Source organism: Burkholderia sp. WSM2232 (genome assembly GCF_000472545.1).
Classification (GTDB): Bacteria; Pseudomonadota; Gammaproteobacteria; order Burkholderiales; family Burkholderiaceae; genus Paraburkholderia.
Genome location: NZ_AWZV01000005.1, coordinates 222,951 through 241,127, shown reverse-complemented (window position 1 = coordinate 241,127; position 18,177 = coordinate 222,951). Strand labels below are relative to the sequence as shown.

Below are 18,177 nucleotides of genomic sequence, written 5' to 3'. Positions count from 1 at the left end.
GCTCAGATTTGTTGAAGATGTGCGCCGCATATCTGCATAGATTAGGGGATGCGCACGATGGTGGCATACGCAACCATCGGTTTGCAGCAGGCGTGCGTCCCGTAGCCGTGGGCCGCCCGCGCATCGACGAGGAGTAGCGCAATGTTCCTGACGCTTTACTTTCCCCTGGCGGCTTCGTTGTCCGTTCACGATCTGCCGGACGGCTTTCTCAACAAGGTACGTGACGGCGACCTGCAGCCCGCGGGCGCTCAGGCGAGCCGTTGGTCCGAGCTCGCGCGCGGCGCTGCGGGTTCATACGAACTGTTGCGCCTGCATGCCGACATGCAGATGACGCTCGGCATCTGCGACGAGGCCGAGGAACAATATCGCCGCGCGCAGAAGGCAATTCGCTCGCCGCGCCACGCGATCCGCGCGGCGTCGTGCCGCAATGCCGGCTGGCAGGCGCTGTTCCGGCACAGGCTTGCGACCGCGCTGTCGTGCTTCGCGCGGCTCGTCGACGAGCCGGACGTGGGCACGGCGCAACAGGTCGAGGCTCGGCTCGGTATTGTCGGCGCGCTGCACGAGCTGGGCCGTTCGCGCGATTGCGGCGACGCACTCGACGAACTTGCGGCTGCCACCACGGACCCGTCGCTCGGCCACTGGCGCGAGCTGGTCGCCACCTTGCGCTTCGACATTGCCGTGCAGCGCGAATTGCGCGGCGCCACGCTGTTGAGCGATCACGCGTACTGGCAGTCCGGTCTTGCCGAGCACACACTGCGCGGTGTGGGTGCCGCGGGCGGCTTTCATGCGATGGCCTCGGCGAGCGACGCCGCCGATCTGCATGAAGTCGAGGCGTTGAACGTCTGCACGCCGCTGCTGCGACAGCGCGTCGACTATTTGCGGCAGTTGCGTGAGCTTGCGCGTGGGGAACGCGCGGCGCTCGAGGGTATCACCGCACATCTGAACTGGGCGCAGCAGCGCGGCTTCGGCGATTATCTGCGCAGCACGCGGCTCGAAGTCGTGCTGGCCGCCCTCGCGTCCGACGCACCGCAGTTGGCCGAGATGCTGCTCGAGCCGCTGCATCGCATCGACCATGCGGGGTCGACCGGGCATCGGCAGCTCGAATATCTGTATGCGGTCGCAAAGACGCATCAGGCGCTCGGGCGCAGCCGCGAGGGCATGCTGTTTTTCGGCCGCTACGCGCTGATCGCCACGCAGTGTCTGCGCGACGATTCGCAGGTGCTGGTGTCGTATGCGGGCAAGGCCGCACGCCAGGCGCCGCAACTCGACGATGTCGCCGCGCGGCTGCCCGCGCGCTACCGGCGCGCGTATCGCTACCTGCACGAAAACCTCGACCGGCGCGACCTCTCGGTGCGTGAGGTGGCGGCGGAAGTAGGCGTGACCGAGCGCGCGTTGCAAAGCGCGTTCAAGCATTCGCTCGGTCTTTCGCCCACCGAACTGATTCGCCGGCTGCGCATGGAGCGGATTCGCGCGGATCTGCTCGACGACTCGTTCACCGGCGAGCGCACGGTGCTGTTGACAGCCAACAAATGGGGCGTGCAGAACCGCTCGACGCTCGTGAGCGGCTATCGCAAGCAGTTTCATGAGGCGCCTTCGGAGACGCTGGAGCGCTGACGAATCCGTGCCGCACATGCGGTACGGATCGGTACGGATTCGGCATGGATGCGCCGCGGGCCGCTCACGCGCCGCGGCGAATCACGCCGTCAGCACGTATTGCAGATCGGCGAGGCGGCTCGACATTTGCGGATCGCCGGGGCGCTCGAAGGTGTTGCAGAACACGACCGTGGCGTCCTGCGCGGAGTGGGTATTCCTGATCGCGTCGATGGCGCCCGACTGCGAGGTCTGCAATTCGTGCTTGAGGAAGCCGTAGTTGGCTTGCTCGCTGGACGGATCGAGGTGGTTCGCGGAGCAATAGTCGAGATAGTCCTGCTTGCGCGAGCCTGTCCATTGCGCAATGCCGTAGCCGGATTGCAGGTTCGAATTGGGCGCGCCAATTGCGCCGCCCTGGTTGATACCCGGGTTCATACCGCCGCTTTCATGCCACAGGTTCGCGACAATGCCCGCCGCCTGGTTGCGGGTCAGGCCGAAGTCGCGTTGCAGGTTCGTCATGAAATATGCAGCGGTTTTCTTCGCTTCGGGCGTGCTCGCGGAGGTGGATTGGCCGGAGCCGTCGCCAGCCGGCACGCCTGCTGTCGAGGCCGTGCTCCTGTAGCTGGCGGGGGAGGCGCGGCCCGCGCTCGAAGGCGCCGAGGGCATCGCGGGGAGGGAAGGCATGGAGGGCATGCCGGAGTTCGACGATCCGCCGTCGCTGAAGAGCGCTGCGAGAATCTGCTCGATTTCACGTGCGATCTCCTCGTCGCTTGCGCTGCCCGAGCCGGAGCCGCTTGGGCCGAGTTGATGAATGAGCTGGTCCAGTCGTTTGAGTTCAGCGGCATCGATCATGGTGGTCTCGCTCGGGAGGTGTGGGACGAGATCGGTTGAGCAGGCAGGATCGAACCCACTCTAGCAGCGCGAATTGGGCGGCTGATACGCGGGTCGGAAGTTGACGCTGAGATAGCGAAGCGGTGAAGCGGTGACGAAGTAAAGCAGTGAGAAGATGAGAACGTGAGAAGGTGAAGGCGAAAAGGTGAAAAGGCGAGTAGGCTAGGCGCGGCCATCACGCGCAATCGCCGTCACAGCCTGGCTGCCGCGCAACTGCCCACTACGGCCTTAAGCGCTTGCCGAGCCCGAGCTTTTCCATGCCTTCATGAGCGTCGATCACGATGGTCGCGATTTCGCCGACCGTCACACGCAATTCGGTCGCGCGCGAGCGCATATGTTCGTACGCTTCGTTCTCGCTCAGCCGATGCGCGTCGATCAGGATACGCATGGCCCGCTCGATGTGGCGGCGCGCCTTGATGGCTTCCTCCAGCTTGCCGATCTTCGCGTGCAGCCGTTGCTGATAGCCCGACGACGCCCGCGCCAGCACGAGCGTGCTGAGCACGCCGGTGGAGCGGTACGGTTTGGTGATCACGCCGTGCGCCTGCGTATCCAGCAGCATTTTCAGCGCAGTGGGGTTCTCGTAGTCGGAGAGCGCGATCAGCGTGGCCTGCGTGTCGGCGGCGCTCCAGTTACCCGCGTTCCTGATCTCCAGGCCGACCAGAAAGAAGATCACGTCGGCGTCCGTCGGCAAATGCGCAGGCAGCGGCCAGACCGCGCGAACCGGGCAGCCTATGCGCCGCAACTGCTCTTCGAGCACGCTGCGGTCGTCGCCGGGCGGATGGATCACCACCACGCGCAGCGTGCGCAGATCGTCGAAGATGCGGCGGGCGCCCGCGTTCATACCGGCTCTCCATCAAGCCAGAATTCGGCGAAACCGTATGAAGTCAGATAAGGGTCGGGCTTCACCGGATGGCGGCCCTCCCACACAATGTCGAACGCGCCGTCCGGCCGGCACACCGCAATGCGCGGCGTGAGAATGGCGTGATTGTTCGCGCGGTCGATGCGCAGCATGCCTTCGGGCGAATCGAATTCCACCTCGTACACCGCATCGACCAGTTTTGCGGTATCGAGGCTGCGGGTACGCGCGAGCGCAAGTGCAAACAGATGCACCTGGTTGTACGCCATTTCCGACCACATGCTCGCGGGCTGTTCGCCAAAGCGTGCGCGCCATGACTTGAGAAAGCGCTGGTTGCCCGGCAGCGGGAGCGTGTTCACATAGCTCGCCGAAATGATATGGTGGCCGCACAGTTCAGGACCGATCATCCGCGTTTCGCCCTCGGTCATCGTCAAGCTTGCAATCGGGATGCGCGCGGGATCGATCCCGTGCTCGCGATAGAGCTGATAGAACGCACGCGCGCCCCGGCCTATCAACGTGGAAAATACCACGTCGGGCTCAACGGCCCGGATCTGCTGAACGACTTCACGCAATGCGGCGGGCTCGGCGTCGCTAGGCAGATAGACTTCTTCGACAATCTCGCCGCCATGCTGCTCAACCATGTCGCGCATGATCCGGTTCGATTCTCGCGGATAAATATAGTCCGCGCCAACCAGAAAAAAACGCCGGCCATGATTGCGCAGCAGATAAGCGGCGAGCTGCATGCTGTTCTGATTGGGCACCGCGCCCGTGTAGATCACGTTCGGCGAGTACTCGAATCCTTCGTAGATCGAGCAATACCAGAGCAGCGCGTTATAGCGCTCGATAACCGGCAGCACTGCCTTGCGGCTGGACGACGTGGAGCAGCCGAAAATGACCGTGACCTCGTCTTCCTGCAACATGCGCGAGGCAAGCCTGCGGTATTCGTCGGGATCGCTTTTCGGATCGTACACGACGGGGTCGAGCAGACGCCCGTCGATGCCGCCTGCCGCGTTGATTTCCTCGATAGCGAGAACGGTGCCGAAAAAATGCTCGGACTCCGTGGCCGCCGTTACGCCGGTACGCGAGAACAGCACGCCGACGCGCCAGCCGGACTCGGCCGGCGGCGCTTTCGCGGACTGTAGCGGATTCGTCTCCATTCAGTGTTCTCCTCGCTGCGTTCGGCGACCGGCTAGCGTGCCGCGCGCTCGCCCGGCGTAGCTGTTGCGATGATCGCCCGCTCGACGAACGCGGCCGCCTCGAGGCAGCGCGCGTCGTCCCACGGCCGGCCGATGACCTGCACGCCCACGGGCGCGCCGCGCGCGCCGGTGAGGCCCGGCACATTCACGCACGGACAGCCGAGCAGGGTCCAGTTGCGATTGAATGCCGGGTCGCCGGTCGACGCCAGTCCCTCCGGGGCTTCGTCGGGGGCGCTCGGAGTGAGCAGCATGGTGACGCCCTCGAACAGTTCGGCGAGCCTCGTTTTCGCGTGGCTCATCGCGGCGCATGCGCTTTCGTAGGCCGCGGCATCCACGTTCGAGGCGCGCGCGAGAAACGCGAACAGCATCGGCGAAAGTTGCGCGCGATGACGATCGTACTCGAAGCCTAGCGTCTGCCATGCCTCATAGCTTTGAATGGTGTCGTGCGCGGTGATCAGTTCGGCCATCCACGACTCGAAGCGCACCGGGCGCACGCGGCCACCCGCGCGTTCGACAGCGCGTACCGCCGTCTCCAGCACGTTGCTCGCGTTGGCCGAGGGCTCGGTCCACGGGTAACGCTCGGGCACGCCGAAGACCGGCGGCTGCTCGTTGCCTCGAATGGCCAGCGGGCGGCCGCTCAACACCTGCGCGAGCAAGGCCGCGTCGCGCACGCCGGCGGCAAAGAGGCCGACTGTGTCGAACGACCAGGAGAAGCATTTCATGCCCGCCGTCGGCAGCATGCCGAAGGTCGCCTTGAAGCCCGCGACGCCGCAATACGACGCGGGACGTATGGTCGAGCCGCCGGTCTGCGAGCCGATCGCAAACGGCGCGATGCCGGCCGCGACCGCCGCTGCCGAACCCGACGACGAGCCGCCCGCCGTGCGGCCCAAAGCGGCGGGGTTGCGCGTGGCGGTGGGCGCCATATAGGCGAACTCGCTAGTCACCGTCTTGCCGATCACGACCGCGCCGTTGCGCTTGAGCAAGGTGACAATGGCCGCGTCGGACTTCGGCTGATGGCCTTCGTAAATCGGCGAGCCGTACGAGGTCACGAAGTCGCTGGTGTCGAAGATGTCCTTCACGGCGACCGGCAGGCCGGCAAGCGGACCTGTCGCCGCAGCGGCGTTGGCGAGCGCGGTGTCGCGCGGCGCGACGGCGGTCATCGCCCGAATTCCGGCGTCGAGTTCGTCAATACGCGCGAGCGATTCGGGCACGAGACGGCTGCGCTCCGCGGGATCGCGGGCCGTGCGCTCAAGCAGCGCATGAGCGGAAAGTGGTCGATAGAATGATTGTGCAGTGGTCATGGCATGAGTATCGCGAAACTGCGGCGCGTCAGACGCGCAAATGTTCGTAGATCGATTCCGCGGCGGCTTCGTCTTTCGCATTGCCTTCGTCGACAATTTCGCCTTGCTTGAGCACTGCGTAGCGGTCGGCGACCTTGAGCGCGAACGGCACGTTCTGTTCGATCAGCAGCAGCGTGGTGCCGTGGCGGCTGCGCTCCCACAGCAGTGCGTCGGCCAGCCGGTCGATCACGGACGGTTGCAGTCCCTCGGTGATCTCGTCGAGCAGAATGATGGAAGGGCGCATCATCAGCGCGCGCGCCACCAGCAGCATCTTCTGCTCGCCGCCCGAGAGCGTGCCCGCGTACTGACGCAGACGGCTGGCGAACACCGGAAAGATCGGCTCGATCTGCGCAAAACGCTCGTCGAACACGGAGACGTTCGTGAGCCCCAGCCGCAGATTGTCGCGAATGCTGAGGTCCTGAAAGAGCGCATGTTCCTGCGGTGCATACGCAATGCCAGCCCGTGCGATGCGATGCGGCGGCACGCGCGTCATGTCCTGCCCATGCACGTGGACCGCGCCGCTTTGCTTGGGCAGATAGCCCATGATGGTTTTCAGCAGCGTGGTCTTGCCCATGCCGTTCTTGCCGAGCAGCGCAACGGCCTCGCCGTTGGCGACGCTCAAGGAAAGCTTGCGCAGCACGACCGACGCCTTGTATCCGCTTGTCACGTCCTTCAGGTTCAACGCGATCTGGCTCTGGTTCACGAGGCCTCCCGTTGTGTTGCCGCGCCGACGGCCGTATCGCCTTGCGCGGTGCCGGCGTAAATCGTCCGCACGAGTTCGGAGTTGACCACTTCGTCGAAATTGCCTTGCATGACGATGCGCCCCTGATGCAACACCACGATGCGCGTCGCGATGCCGGCCACGAAGTCGAGGTCGTGCTCGACCAGCAGGCAACACAGCTTATACCGGTGAGCGAGCGCCGCAAGCACGTTGCCGATTTGCGCGCGCTCAGTCTTCGTGAGACCCGCGGTCGGCTCGTCGAGCAGCACGATGCGCGGTTCCAGCGCGAGCACCATCGCGAGTTCCAGCGCCTGCTGTTCGCCATGCGAAAGGTCCTTTGCCACGGCACCGAGCTTGCGCTCGAGGTTGGTCGCGCGAACCACCTCCAGCGCATACGGCGGCAACGCGAGAGTGCCCGAGCGTCGGACGAACGAGGGCCGCTCGATCAGCGTGCCCGCAATGCGCAGACATTGCGCCACCGTGAGCGTCTCGAAGATGTTGGCATTCTGGAACTTGCGCCCGAGACCGAAGCGCACGCACCGGTCGGGCGGCAATTGGCGGATGTCGTTGCCGCACAGCATGACAGTGCCGGCCGAGCGCTCGGCGCCGTCGCTCATGCAGCGCATCAGCGTGGTCTTGCCCGCGCCGTTTGGGCCGATGAGGCCGACCAGTTCGCCGGCTTGCGCATCCAGATCGATGCCTTGCAGCACCTTGAGGCTGCCGAAATGACGCGCCACGCCGCTCATGCGCAACGCCGGCGCGGATGCATCCGGCTCATGGCCGCTGTGTACGGGCCGCTCGACGAGTTCGGGTTCGCGCGATTCGCCCGCGAAATGACGCAGCGGCGCGAGCAGCAGCGGCACGAGACCTTGCGGCAACAGCACGATGACGGCGACGAACGCGCCGCCGAGTATCAGCTGCCACGCGAACGGCATGATGCCGCTCAGATACGACGTGCCCACGTTGATCAGCAGCGCGCCGATCACCGGCCCCCACAACGTGCCGCGCCCGCCGAGCGCGACCCAGATGATGAGCTGCGTGCCCAGCACGAAGCCGGTCAGTTCGGGCGCGACCACACCGCTGAACGAGCCGTAGCCGAAGCCGGCGAGCCCCGCGACCGCCGCGGTCGCAACGAGCAGCACGATCTTCACGAGCGAGGTGTTGATGCCCAGATACAGGCACCGCGACTCGTTGTCGCGAATCGCCGCGAGCACGCGGCCGCCGTCGCTGCGCACGAAGATCCACGCAAGCCCGACGACGACGGCGAGCGCCGCGCCTGCGATCCAGTACCACGCTTCGAGCGAAAGATCGAAGGTCTGGTAGCCGGTTAGCCCGGAGCTCGAGCCTGTCCATTCTCCGCCGGAGAGCAGCAGCTGACTGAGCACGATGGGCAGCACGAGCGACATGACGGTGGCAAAGAACGGTGAAGCGCCGCGGTAGAACGACAGCCAGCCGAGCAGGGCGGCGACCCCGGCCGTCACGGCAAGCGTTGCCGCGAGCGCGAGCAGAACATAGGCCGCTGAAAAGCCGCCGTGCGTGAACACCAGTCCCGCGGCATAGGCGCCGAGTCCGAAGAACGCCGATTGGCCGAACGTCAGATAGCCGGTGTAGCCCCAGAGAATATCCACTGTCACCGCGACGATCGAGAAGAAGAACGCCTGGATCAGCACGTTCAGCAGATACGAGCCGAACAGAAAAGGACCGGCCGCGATCAGCAGAACGCCGAGCACGCCGATTGTTGCGAGACCGCGTAACGGCCTGGACCGGCTGCGTTGCCGCTTGCCGGCGGGCGACGGCTCGCGCCCGGCATGCCCCAGCGACGCGTTGACTTTAGCCATGAGAGAACCCCTGCGGACGAATACGCAATGTGAGCGCGGCGAGCACCGCAATGGTCAGCCCGCCGAGCACTGGGCTCACGAACGTGCTGACGAGCACCTGGCAGGCGCCGAACACGAAGCAGGTGACGAGCAGGCTCAGCATCGAGTGGCCGGACACCATGACCAGCATGAAAGCGCTCACGAGCCACGGCAAACCCATGTCCGGGTCGACGCTCGATAAAGGCGTGATCAGCACGCCGGCGAGCGAACCGAAGGCCGCGCCGAGGCTGAAGGTGATGAAGCGGATGCGTCCGGAGTGAATGCCCAAGCCGCGGGCGAGGTCTTCGTTCATGATGACCGCGCGCGTTTTGACACCGAAGCGGGTGCCCGTCAGAAGCGCAGTCATGATCGCGCAGATGCCGAGCGCGACCGGAATCAGCAGCAGGCGGTAAGCGGAATAGTCGGTGCCGGCAATCGACACGACGCCCTTGAGCGGCGTTTCGACGAATTGCACCTCGCGGCCGAACGTCATCACGATCAGTTGCCCGATGACGATGCCGAGGCCCCATGTGGCGAGGATCGCGTCGAGCGGACGCTTGTACAAAGGCCGCACGATGATCCACTCGACCAGCATGCCGACCACGGTGCCGACCACGACGGCAAGCGGCAGACCGAGCCACGGGTTGAGCTTTAGCTGCGTGACGACGAAGCTTGCGTACGCACCCATCGTCAGCAGCGCGCCGTGCGCGAAGTTGACGATCTTCATCACGCCGAAAATTACCATCAGGCCGGCCGTGACGATGAACAGCACGGCCGTGGTGGTCAGAATGTCTAATGCGAGAACCATGGTTGTCTCCAGTCGCATTCGCCAGAACGCAGGGCATCGCGCGGCGGTGCCGCGCTCAGGCGAATGCCGTGTTGCCGGTAGCGCCTACTTGAGGTTCGGGCACTGCGCGCCCGGATCGACGTCCGGGAAAGTCTGCAGGATCTTCACCGAGCCGTCGGACTGGATCTGGCCAAGGCGCATGGCGAGCGGCGTATGCCGGCTCTTGACCATTTCGATCTGACCGCGCGGACCGTTGAACGATACCTGATCGAGTGCCTTGATGACCTTGGCGGAATCCGTCGAGCCCGCTTTTTCCACCGCGGCCTTGTAAAGGAAAAACGCTTCGTACTGCGGCTCGGAAAGCTCGTTCGGGGTCTTGACGTCCTTGCCGAAGCGCTTGTCCATCGCGGCGAGAAACTTCTTGTTCGCGGAGGTATCGATACTCGTCAGATAGGAGCCCGACATATAAATGCCGGTCGCGACGTCGCCCATGCTCTTCGCCGTGCCCTCGTCGATGGCGAGATTGCCGTAGGGCAGCGTCAGGCCCGAGCCCTTCAACTGCTTTGCGAGCGACACGTTGGGCGCGCCGCCCGCGGTCGCGCTGATTAGCGCATCCGGATGCGCGGCGCGAATCTTCGAGAGAATCGGCGTCCAGTCCGTGCCGTCGGTGGGCAGATACTCTTCGCCTACCACCTTGCCGCCGTGTGCCTCGATGTATTTGCGCGTGAACTGCAGCATGCCGCGGCCGAATGCATAGTCGTTGCCGACCAGATAGAAAGTCTTCGCGCCCTTCGCCTTCGCGAAGTAGTCGACCACCGGCGCAACCTGCTGCTCGGGCACCCAGCCGTTGACGTACATCCACGGATTGCACGAACGTCCTTCGTAGAACGACGTGTAGATGAACGGCTTCTTGCCGCGCGCGACGATGGGTAGCGCCGCATTGCGCGCCGCGCTGGTTTCCATCGAGATGATCGCGTCCACGTTCTTCTGGAACACGAGCGTGTCGTAGGCCTTTTGCGCACCGACCGCGCCCGATGCGTCGTCGGTGATCTCGAGCTGGACGGGCCGGCCCAGGATGCCGCCCGACGCGTTGATTTCATCCACGGCGAGTTGCGAGGCCTGCACCACCGCGGGCGCGACCACACTGTTCGCACCGGACAGCCCGACCGCTACGCCAATGCGGATCGGCTCGGCGGCGAACACGCCTGCACAGGTCCCGGCGCCGGCGATTGCCGCGACGGCGGCAGCCAGAAAGAGTTTGATGACTGGTCTCATGATGTCCTTCGCAATGGTTGTGAGTAAGGTGAAGTTGCCACGAACACGGTAGCGCTCAGGTCTGGAAAGCAGGCCAGCGCGCGCCAAGCATGGGGTCGTACACATCCGCGCGGCGATCGCGCAGCACGTGATTGAAAGCGTTGAGCGTGCGTGCGGCGCGAGTACGCTTGACGTCGATGCTTGCGTACAGCACTTCTTCGCGGTCGATGCTCGCGGGACCGGCGAGCGGCCAGCCGTCCCCGCCCACGATCAGGCTTTGACCGATGAACAGTTGCCCGCGCTCGGTGCCGATGCGGTTCGCGCAGGCGATCGCCATGCCGTTGCTGTGCGCGGCCGCCATCGTGAGAGTGGCGGCCATTGCAGAGCGGTCTTCGGGCTGCGAGGGCATCGGCACCCAGTTGGTCGGCACGCACACGATGTCCGCGCCCTGCATGGCCGCGAGCCGGTAGGTCTCGGGAAACCAGCCGTCGTAGCAGATTGCAATTGCAATGCGGCCGAGCGGGGTGCCGAACACCGGCACGCCGCGATCACCCGGTTCGAAAAAACGGTTTTCGTTATTCCACAGATGCAGCTTGCGATAGATGCCAATGTGACCGGAAGGGCCGGTGAAGAGTGCCGAGTTATACAGGCGTTTGCCCGCACGTTCGGCAATGCCCGTGACGATATGAACACCGAGGCGCTGCGCGGTATCGGCGAAGAGCCCGGCGGTTTCGCCATCGGGCAGGCCTTCGGCCAGCGAGAATGCCTCGTCGCGGTCCGAGAACACGTAGCCGGTCGTCGCCAGCTCGGGCAGCACGACAAGCGACGCGCCGTGGCTCGCAGCGGTTTCCACATGCCGGATGAGGCGCGCCACGTTGGCGCGTTTGGCGCCGATGTGCGGCTCCATCTGCACGCACGCGATGACGAGTTCCTCCAGGCCGGGCTTTGCCAGGTCGTAGTGCGACATTGCTGTTTTCGTCTCCCAAAACAAAAAGCCCCCTGACCAGCGTTGAAAACGCAAGTTAGGGGGCTGCATAGCCTTCCATGTAGCACGGCAACGTTGCCGTGTGCCGCCACGACATACATGACGACAGACTGGGAACGAATTTATGAAATCAAATTTCCCATGTCAAGCAATAAGGCCGCTTATAGGGAAAGCACTTGTTTGCGGCACGCCGTGCTTCTTTACAGCAACTCCTGATAGTACGGCGAATTCGGCGGCAACTTGCCGCCCTGGCGGCGCACGAACTGCTGCACGCCGTGCGTTGCCGACGCCAGCGCACCGCTCGCGAAGCCGCCCTCGAAGGTGAGCTCCTCGCCAATGGCGATTGCGCCGTCGCTCATTCTCAGCAGCGCCGCATACAACGTGCGCGTGTTGTCGAGCTGGTCCGGTCCGTCCATCTTGAACGCGCCCCACTGATGACGCTCGAGTCCCCAGTGCGTATATGCAATGCCGTCACGGCTTTGCTCGACGACGTCGGCGAGATTGGCGAGCTTCTGGTGAGCCGGATTGTCCGGATCGCGCGAGGCCACGTCGCGAAGCGTCCGGACGTACAGGTCCATCTGTTCGCGGCCCGTCATGCCGGCGACCTTCGTCGAGTTGTCGCCGAGGGTGTAGCTCGGATAGACCACCGCGCCGCCGTCGCTCGCCGGCACCACGTACGACTGCTGGAATAGTTCGTCTGCCTGAACGTTGCCGGGCAGATCGCGATCCTCCATCAGGTCCGCGGCGATCTTGACAGCCATCTTGGTGGCGCCCACCACGCGAGCGTCCTTGATGGCAGCGGCGAAATCTTCCGGCAACAGTGGCTCCGAGCCCGCCTGCGGACCGGTGAGGCCCAGACGTACCGCCTCGCGCGGACCACCGGCGAAGAATAGTTCGTCGTACTGTTCGGTTTTCGTTTCGTTACTGGTCTTGTCGAGCCAGGTCACGTGATACTTGCCGTCGACTTTCTTGATGCTCGTGACTTCGGCGTTCAGCTGAATGGCGTTTTGTTCGGCAAGCGATACCGTGCCTTCCGGCAGACCTTCGCTGTCCTCGATCATCTTGTGCAGCGGCGCGTCCGCACCGTCGACGAGCGCGACGTGATCTTCCAGACGCTCGTCGACGAGGAAGCGGAATTCCTCCAGAAAGCCCGTGCTGAAATAGCCCGAATAGCCGCCCACGCCAATGCCCGTCGCGCCGAACGTGCGCCATTCGTCCCTGTTCCAGGTAATGCCTTTTTCCTGCAGCAGCGCCTTCAGGCCGGACTGGAACGTGTGGCTGTCGAACTTCTGCTTGGCATCGTCGCAGAGCTCGCGAAAACGTGCGGTGTCGCCCGCGTCGCGCGCCTCGCGGATCGGCGCGAGAAGCGGTTCGGTCATCGAGCGCATGACGTCTTCGGCAACCTTGCGCATCGTCGCGTTTTCCGGCGGCTCGCCGGGCTGTGCTTCGTAAACCTTGCCGCCGATAATGTACGAAGTCGGCACCGAGCTCGAATTCGGAAACGGCACGTGTTCGAGCCCATAGTGCTCGGCAATGCTCCAGTAGAAGTTGCCGCGCGTCGTGTGAAAGCGCATGCCGCCTGGGTGGTAGGGCGTCGGGTCGCCTTCCCAGCGGCCAGAGGCAATCCGTCCGCCGATGTGGTCCGCCTGTTCCAGCACGTTCGGCTTCACGCCGATGCGGTTCAGCGCATCCGCCGCCATGATGCCGGCCGGGCCCGCGCCGACCACGCAGACCTTGAGATTCTCGGCCACACCCTCCGGCAAGGTGCCGACCTGACGATTGTTGTCCCACCAGAAACCGGTGTAGTCGTACATATGATCGAGCGGCATGGTCATGCGCAGATCGGTGAAGCGGTCCTTCAGGAGCGCTTTCAGGTCTGCGTCGTCGCCCGCGGCCTTCATCGGCATCGCGAGCTTCTCGCGGGCCTCCGGCGTACACGAATTGAGCAGTTTTGCAGCGAGCTCGGGCTTCATGAAAACCGCGGTGTGTTCGAGCCAGTCGCGCACCGGCGTGCGGGGCACATCGGGCGCGGCCTGGCGTGCCGTGTCGCCGAGAAGGTCGGACTGCTGTGCACCGAGCGTGTTGAGCACATCGCCCTGTTCGGCTTCGCAGAGCGCATGCCATTGCAGCGTCGTTTCAAGGTGCAATTGCTCGCGCTGCGGCCCCGCTTCCATGCCGGCGAGCCGCGTCAGATTCTTGTTCACCGCGGGGCCGAGCTTGTTGCGATCGCGCGGCCAGTCGCCCACCGGCTCCCTGAAATAGCGGCCAACCGATTGCGGAGTGAGCGGCGGCAATGCGCGGCCAACCGTCGACAGCGTGTTGTCGCGAGCGAGCGCGCCCGAACCGTTTGTCCGAAGATACTCGCCCATGAACGCCTTGCCGGATGGCCATTGGTTGCGCGAAGCCGGCGTCGTTGTCTCGGTCTTCGGTGCCGGCAGCGCCTGACGCGAGCGCGCCGTGGGCGCGGGCTCGCCCGATCCTTGCGCGCCGCGTGCCCGGGCGGCCGGCAGCCCCGGCACGTGCGGCTGCGGTGTCGCCGCCGGTTTGGCGGGTTCAGAGGGAATGCCGCCAGGCGGCGGCAGATGCGGGTTGCTACCTGATGCGGAGGAGCCTGGTTCGATAGTAGGCATGTTGTGTTCCCTGTTGAGTTGTCTCGGCGTCACGACGGCGTGAATCGACTGGCTCCACAGCATGTGTGAGCGCAGGCCGCCGGAGGCGCATAACGGATGAAAAGCGCGCGGCAAGCAAAGCATGAAGTGCCCGGGGCGAACATCGCCGGCCAGCCGGATGCGGCGGCCGATAAGCGGCCAACTCACTCGAATGGTGAGTCCGACCGCATGCGGCGGCGACGGCAGCGTTGCTGCGCGAACGTTGATACCGCTAGGAACGTTACTATCGTGGGCGCGGTCCGCGAGCAGGGAAGCGAATCGCGTGACGGAGAAACGAACAGGGAGGGCTGAGTTGTCAGGGTTTGGCCATCTGCACGGACGAACGCATCACCGTGCACGCATCACCGTGCGTTCGCCAAACGCGGAACCACGAGCGTGCGGACGACTTCGTGGACGATATCTTCTTGCGGGCGTTGCCCCGCCATTACCCATAGTCCGTTGAGCTGCGCCGGCAAGCGGCGCGCATCGCCCGAAAAAATCGCCACGTTGAGAACGCGGCCATGTCGAGCGTCGTGCATGGCTCGGTTCGCACCCACGCAGTTCCAGCAAAACGAACCGAGTGCCGTTGCGGACGACCGTACAAGATGGATCACGACATCTACTGCATCGTCATCGGGATCGTGCATGATTTCCCACGCGAGGCGGCCGCCGAGCGTGGGCAGATTCTCGCCCCAGCGTCGCACCTTGGGTCTGTCGAAACCCCATAGACGCAGGCCGACAAGGAGCGGCGACGCGTTGGTGTACATCCGATTGCGACGATCGGGAACCTCGGCGTCCGAGACATCAAAAGAAGAGCGGCGCGTCGTTGCGTAAATCATGGTCGGAATGGCCAAATCGATGACAGCCGGTGCTGCCGCTCAACATGCAAAAGCATGATGCAGAAGCGGCGCATCCGGTAATGGGCGAAAAGAGGGAAGCGGAGGTGCGGCGCACGCTCAGGAAAGATTGCTCAGCGGGGCGGCTTTACTTGTCCGATAGTCCGATGGCGTGGTCGCCAGATACTTTCTGAACAGTTTGGCTAACTGGCCGCCGCTGCCGATCCCACAGCGCCGGGCAATCTTGTCGACGGGTAAGCGCGATTCCACCAGCATTCTGCAGCTCATGTTCAGGCGCGCGCGCAGCAGATAGTCCGAAGGCGTCATGCCCATTTCGCTTTTGAAGCGCCGCAGAAAGTTGCGCTCACTCATTGCGGCGACCTGCGCGGCCGCGTCGATCGAAATAGGGCGATCGACGTTCGCTTCGAGCCAGCGCACCGACGCCATGATCTTCTCGCTGACCTGGTGCGATGCACGCGTCATGTCGTTGCTGAACGGCGTTCTGCGTTCGGGGGCAATAGACTGCGCGATCTGCCTTGCGAGGTCGGGGCCAAGATGTTCTTCCACCAGACGCAGTGCCGTGCTTACGGCTGTCGGCGCTTCAGTCAGCGGGGGCCTCGCATAGGGCTCATGTGCGTCCTGCTCGCCGTACACGAGCGGGCAGTAGCGGCTGGGCAGCCCGGTTGCCTCGAGAAGCTGCCGTCCCTCCGCAATGGGGTGAACGATTTCGCTGAAAGGATGGCGGCGCCGCAGCCAACTGCTCAGACGTTCGTCGCGGCACGCCTGCTGCACGCCCGCACCGCCTGCAATGAACAGCAGATGGCGATCGTTCGTGCCTCTATGCGTTTCGACACTGTCCGTCCAGACGAATACCGACGACGAACTGGCAATCCGGCCGCCCGCGGCCGATAGCAATGAGATGTCGTAATACACGCGGCCGTCACGCTGCGACGCGGTTAGCGCATTGGCTTTGTGAAAGACTTCGATGATGGCTGCTACTTTCGGCAACGCAAAACCATTGAACAGTGCGATGTCGACATGTGCAACCTCTGTCTTGTGCGCTGACTCAGAATTTTGCGGCGTGCAGCGCGGTAGAGTTTCTATCAGCTCCATCTTTTTCCCCGGAATATATCGGCCTGCAAAGCCTTCTGGCTCTGTCTTTAGTTGTTGTGAGTCAATCCTATACGATTGGCTTCCAGTTAATTATTACATGGCTGAATCAGCCAACAAATTGGCCGTTGGCGACATCAGACTGATATGAAGCATGCATGCTGACGGTGCATTTATCCAATTCACATTCGTTACGGGACCAAATGAGAAGGTCGATTGATTTTTTTCAAGATTTTTGCGAAAGCGCGGCCTGTCTATATAGCACTGTTTGCGTCGATGCGCAGAAAATTCAGATATGCCGTGAGAAAACTGCGAGAAATTACAACGTATTCAGGTCCGGTTGTATGAGTCTTCAGTCTCACGAGAAAGACCTGGAGCCGTTTTTGTGCGCGCTCGAGGGGCTTTGCACCTGAATAATGCGCGTGGCGGTCAGTCTGGACGCCACGCGCCGTCCGGCGGCGGCCGGCACAAGCCGTCGCCACGAGGCGCGCATTTTTTTCGCAAACGATTGCGGGACAGGCTAAATAAGTTGAAACGGCGGTCGTTAACGCAGCTATGCACAAACAATACATTCAGGCGATCGTCGATGCTGCCTGCGAGACCGCCGACGCCATCGTCGGCGCACGTGAGTGGAATACAATTGAAGACGCCACCGCTATGCACGAACTTATTTTCTGGGATATGATCGCCCGGAAGTTGCCGGATTTGAGCGCGCCGGATCTGTTGGCAGCGCTCGAAATAAGCAACGGCATGCGCGTTTCGCGCACGGGTTAGGGCCTTATTCCGATTGGATGGATTGCCAACACGTGAGAATTTGGCCTGATTGAAACAATGGAGTCAAGCCGCTGCTCTGTTATTCGCCAATTCCATGCGATTGCAGAGGCTTGTTTCCATTTCTATATATATTCTTATATTCCTCGCAGGCGTGACTGACAGCCACTGAGACTGGCGCCAATCACATAGCCAATTGGCATTGACGCGAAAAATGCCAACTCGCCGTCACGACGGTTTTCGCAACCCTTGCCGCATCATCCGGTATTCGGTCGGCGTAGTGGAAAGATGCTTGCGGAACAATTTGGCAAGCCGTCCGCCGCTGCCGATTCCGCAGCGGCGCGCGATCTTGTCGACGGGCAGACTCGTGCTCTCAAGCAGCTTGCAGCTCATTTCCAGTCGTACGTGAAGAAGATAGTCTGAAGGCGTGACGCCCATCTCGTTCTTGAAGCGCCGCAGAAAATTTCTCTCGCTCATGGCGGCGATCTGCGCTGCGGCTTCAATGGAAACGGGACGCGTGCCGTTGGCTTCCATCCATCTCGCCGAAGCCTGAATCTGTTCGCTGACATGCGGCGCCGGCGTTGCACGAATGTTCGCATCCGTCTTCAGCCTCTGCCGCGGCGCGGCCCACTCGGCCACCTGGCGTGCGATATCAGCGCCGATGTCCTCTTCTACGATGCGTAAAGCGATTTGCAGCGGACTCATCGAATGATCTATCGCGCGCGAGGGACCTTTCACCTTCGCTCCATGTTGTACGTCGGTACGACCGCTTCCGCTAGGCGTGAGGCCTGCCGCGTGGAGCAGCAAGCGTCCTTCAGCGATAGCGTGAACGAGCGCGCTGGCCGGAAACACGCGTCGCAACCACACAATCAGACGATCGTCGCGAAACGCTGTTGTCGCACCAATACCGCCAGCAATAAAGAGCGCATGGAAGTTGTCGGTACGCCGTAGGGAGTCGACGCCGTCGGTCCAGATAAAGACGGACGACGAACTGGCTATGCGTCCACCCGATGCCGACAGAAGAGAGACTTCGTAATGCACGCGCCCGGATTGATCCGGGTCGCTCAATGCATTGGCCGATTGAAATACTTCGATGATGGACGCAACGTCCGGAAGCGCGAACCCGTTGAAAAGTGCAACGCCAATGTGCCTCGCGCTGCCTTTGTGTGTTGAGGACTGTGTTTCAAGTGCGTTCTCGTGAGCTTCACCGCTGCGAGGCCCCATCGTCGTACGTTCCCGGAGATATATGACTTTGTTGTTCTTTCGAAGTTGTCTTCAATCGCTCGAACGCATGCTACCGAGTCTTTTTATTACCAATTGACCCGTGGCGGATTTC

At 63.1% G+C, this 18,177-nt stretch carries 15 protein-coding genes; 2 read left to right on the top strand and 13 right to left on the bottom strand.

The window, feature by feature from the left end; genetic code table 11:
- The first annotated feature begins 141 nt into the window (after positions 1–141).
- Complete coding sequence (locus F757_RS0105195; RefSeq protein WP_027210492.1) at positions 142–1,614, top strand: helix-turn-helix transcriptional regulator; 1,473 nt, start codon at positions 142–144, stop codon at positions 1,612–1,614.
- 81 nt (positions 1,615–1,695) lie between these two features.
- Here F757_RS0105195 and F757_RS0105190 read toward each other — a convergent pair whose 3' ends face one another.
- The 12 genes from F757_RS0105190 to F757_RS0105135 all read right to left on the bottom strand — a co-directional run bounded on the left by F757_RS0105190 (position 1,696) and on the right by F757_RS0105135 (position 16,073).
- Complete coding sequence (locus F757_RS0105190; protein ID WP_027210491.1) at positions 1,696–2,442, bottom strand: phage tail tip lysozyme; 747 nt, start codon at positions 2,440–2,442, stop codon at positions 1,696–1,698.
- A 259-nt stretch (positions 2,443–2,701) separates the two neighbouring features.
- Complete coding sequence (locus F757_RS0105185; RefSeq protein ID WP_027210490.1) at positions 2,702–3,322, bottom strand: ANTAR domain-containing response regulator; 621 nt, start codon at positions 3,320–3,322, stop codon at positions 2,702–2,704.
- Positions 3,319–4,494: a transporter substrate-binding domain-containing protein gene (locus F757_RS0105180; RefSeq protein ID WP_027210489.1), complete on the bottom strand. Its 1,176-nt coding sequence runs from the start codon at positions 4,492–4,494 to the stop codon at positions 3,319–3,321. The genes F757_RS0105185 and F757_RS0105180 overlap by 4 nt, the downstream gene beginning before the upstream one ends.
- A 32-nt stretch (positions 4,495–4,526) precedes the next feature.
- Entirely contained in the window at positions 4,527–5,834 is a 1,308-nt protein-coding gene (locus F757_RS0105175; RefSeq protein ID WP_027210488.1) for an amidase, read from the bottom strand.
- Between the two features lie 28 nt (positions 5,835–5,862).
- On the bottom strand, positions 5,863–6,576 hold the full coding sequence (locus F757_RS0105170) for a branched-chain amino acid ABC transporter ATP-binding protein (protein WP_027210487.1): 714 nt from the start codon (positions 6,574–6,576) through the stop codon (positions 5,863–5,865).
- Positions 6,573–8,432: an ABC transporter permease subunit gene (locus tag F757_RS0105165; protein WP_027210486.1), complete on the bottom strand. Its 1,860-nt coding sequence runs from the start codon at positions 8,430–8,432 to the stop codon at positions 6,573–6,575. Before F757_RS0105165 ends, F757_RS0105170 begins: the two co-directional genes overlap by 4 nt.
- Positions 8,425–9,258, bottom strand: a complete 834-nt coding sequence (locus tag F757_RS0105160; protein ID WP_013341090.1) for a branched-chain amino acid ABC transporter permease — start codon at positions 9,256–9,258, stop codon at positions 8,425–8,427. Before F757_RS0105160 ends, F757_RS0105165 begins: the two co-directional genes overlap by 8 nt.
- A gap of 84 nt (positions 9,259–9,342) precedes the next feature.
- Complete coding sequence (locus tag F757_RS0105155) at positions 9,343–10,512, bottom strand: substrate-binding protein (RefSeq protein ID WP_027210485.1); 1,170 nt, start codon at positions 10,510–10,512, stop codon at positions 9,343–9,345.
- Between the two features lie 55 nt (positions 10,513–10,567).
- Positions 10,568–11,458, bottom strand: a complete 891-nt coding sequence (locus F757_RS0105150) for a nitrilase family protein (protein ID WP_027210484.1) — start codon at positions 11,456–11,458, stop codon at positions 10,568–10,570.
- Between the two features lie 218 nt (positions 11,459–11,676).
- Positions 11,677–14,106: a flavin monoamine oxidase family protein gene (locus F757_RS0105145; protein WP_027210483.1), complete on the bottom strand. Its 2,430-nt coding sequence runs from the start codon at positions 14,104–14,106 to the stop codon at positions 11,677–11,679.
- 380 nt (positions 14,107–14,486) lie between these two features.
- Positions 14,487–14,891, bottom strand: coding sequence for a hypothetical protein (locus tag F757_RS0105140; RefSeq protein ID WP_232221357.1), 405 nt, complete (start codon positions 14,889–14,891; stop codon positions 14,487–14,489).
- Between the two features lie 189 nt (positions 14,892–15,080).
- Positions 15,081–16,073 carry a GlxA family transcriptional regulator gene (locus F757_RS0105135; protein ID WP_027210481.1) on the bottom strand — a complete coding sequence of 331 codons (993 nt, stop codon included), beginning with the start codon at positions 16,071–16,073 and terminating at the stop codon, positions 15,081–15,083.
- A 552-nt stretch (positions 16,074–16,625) separates the two neighbouring features.
- Here F757_RS0105135 and F757_RS0105125 point away from each other — a divergent pair.
- The gene (locus F757_RS0105125) at positions 16,626–16,844 is read left to right on the top strand and encodes a hypothetical protein (protein ID WP_027210480.1); all 219 of its coding nucleotides are present in this window, start codon (positions 16,626–16,628) and stop codon (positions 16,842–16,844) included.
- A gap of 225 nt (positions 16,845–17,069) precedes the next feature.
- On the opposite strand, the gene F757_RS0105120 is transcribed toward F757_RS0105125, so the two are convergent.
- The gene (locus F757_RS0105120; RefSeq protein WP_027210479.1) at positions 17,070–18,065 is read right to left on the bottom strand and encodes a helix-turn-helix domain-containing protein; all 996 of its coding nucleotides are present in this window, start codon (positions 18,063–18,065) and stop codon (positions 17,070–17,072) included.
- Positions 18,066–18,177: the final 112 nt, after the last annotated feature.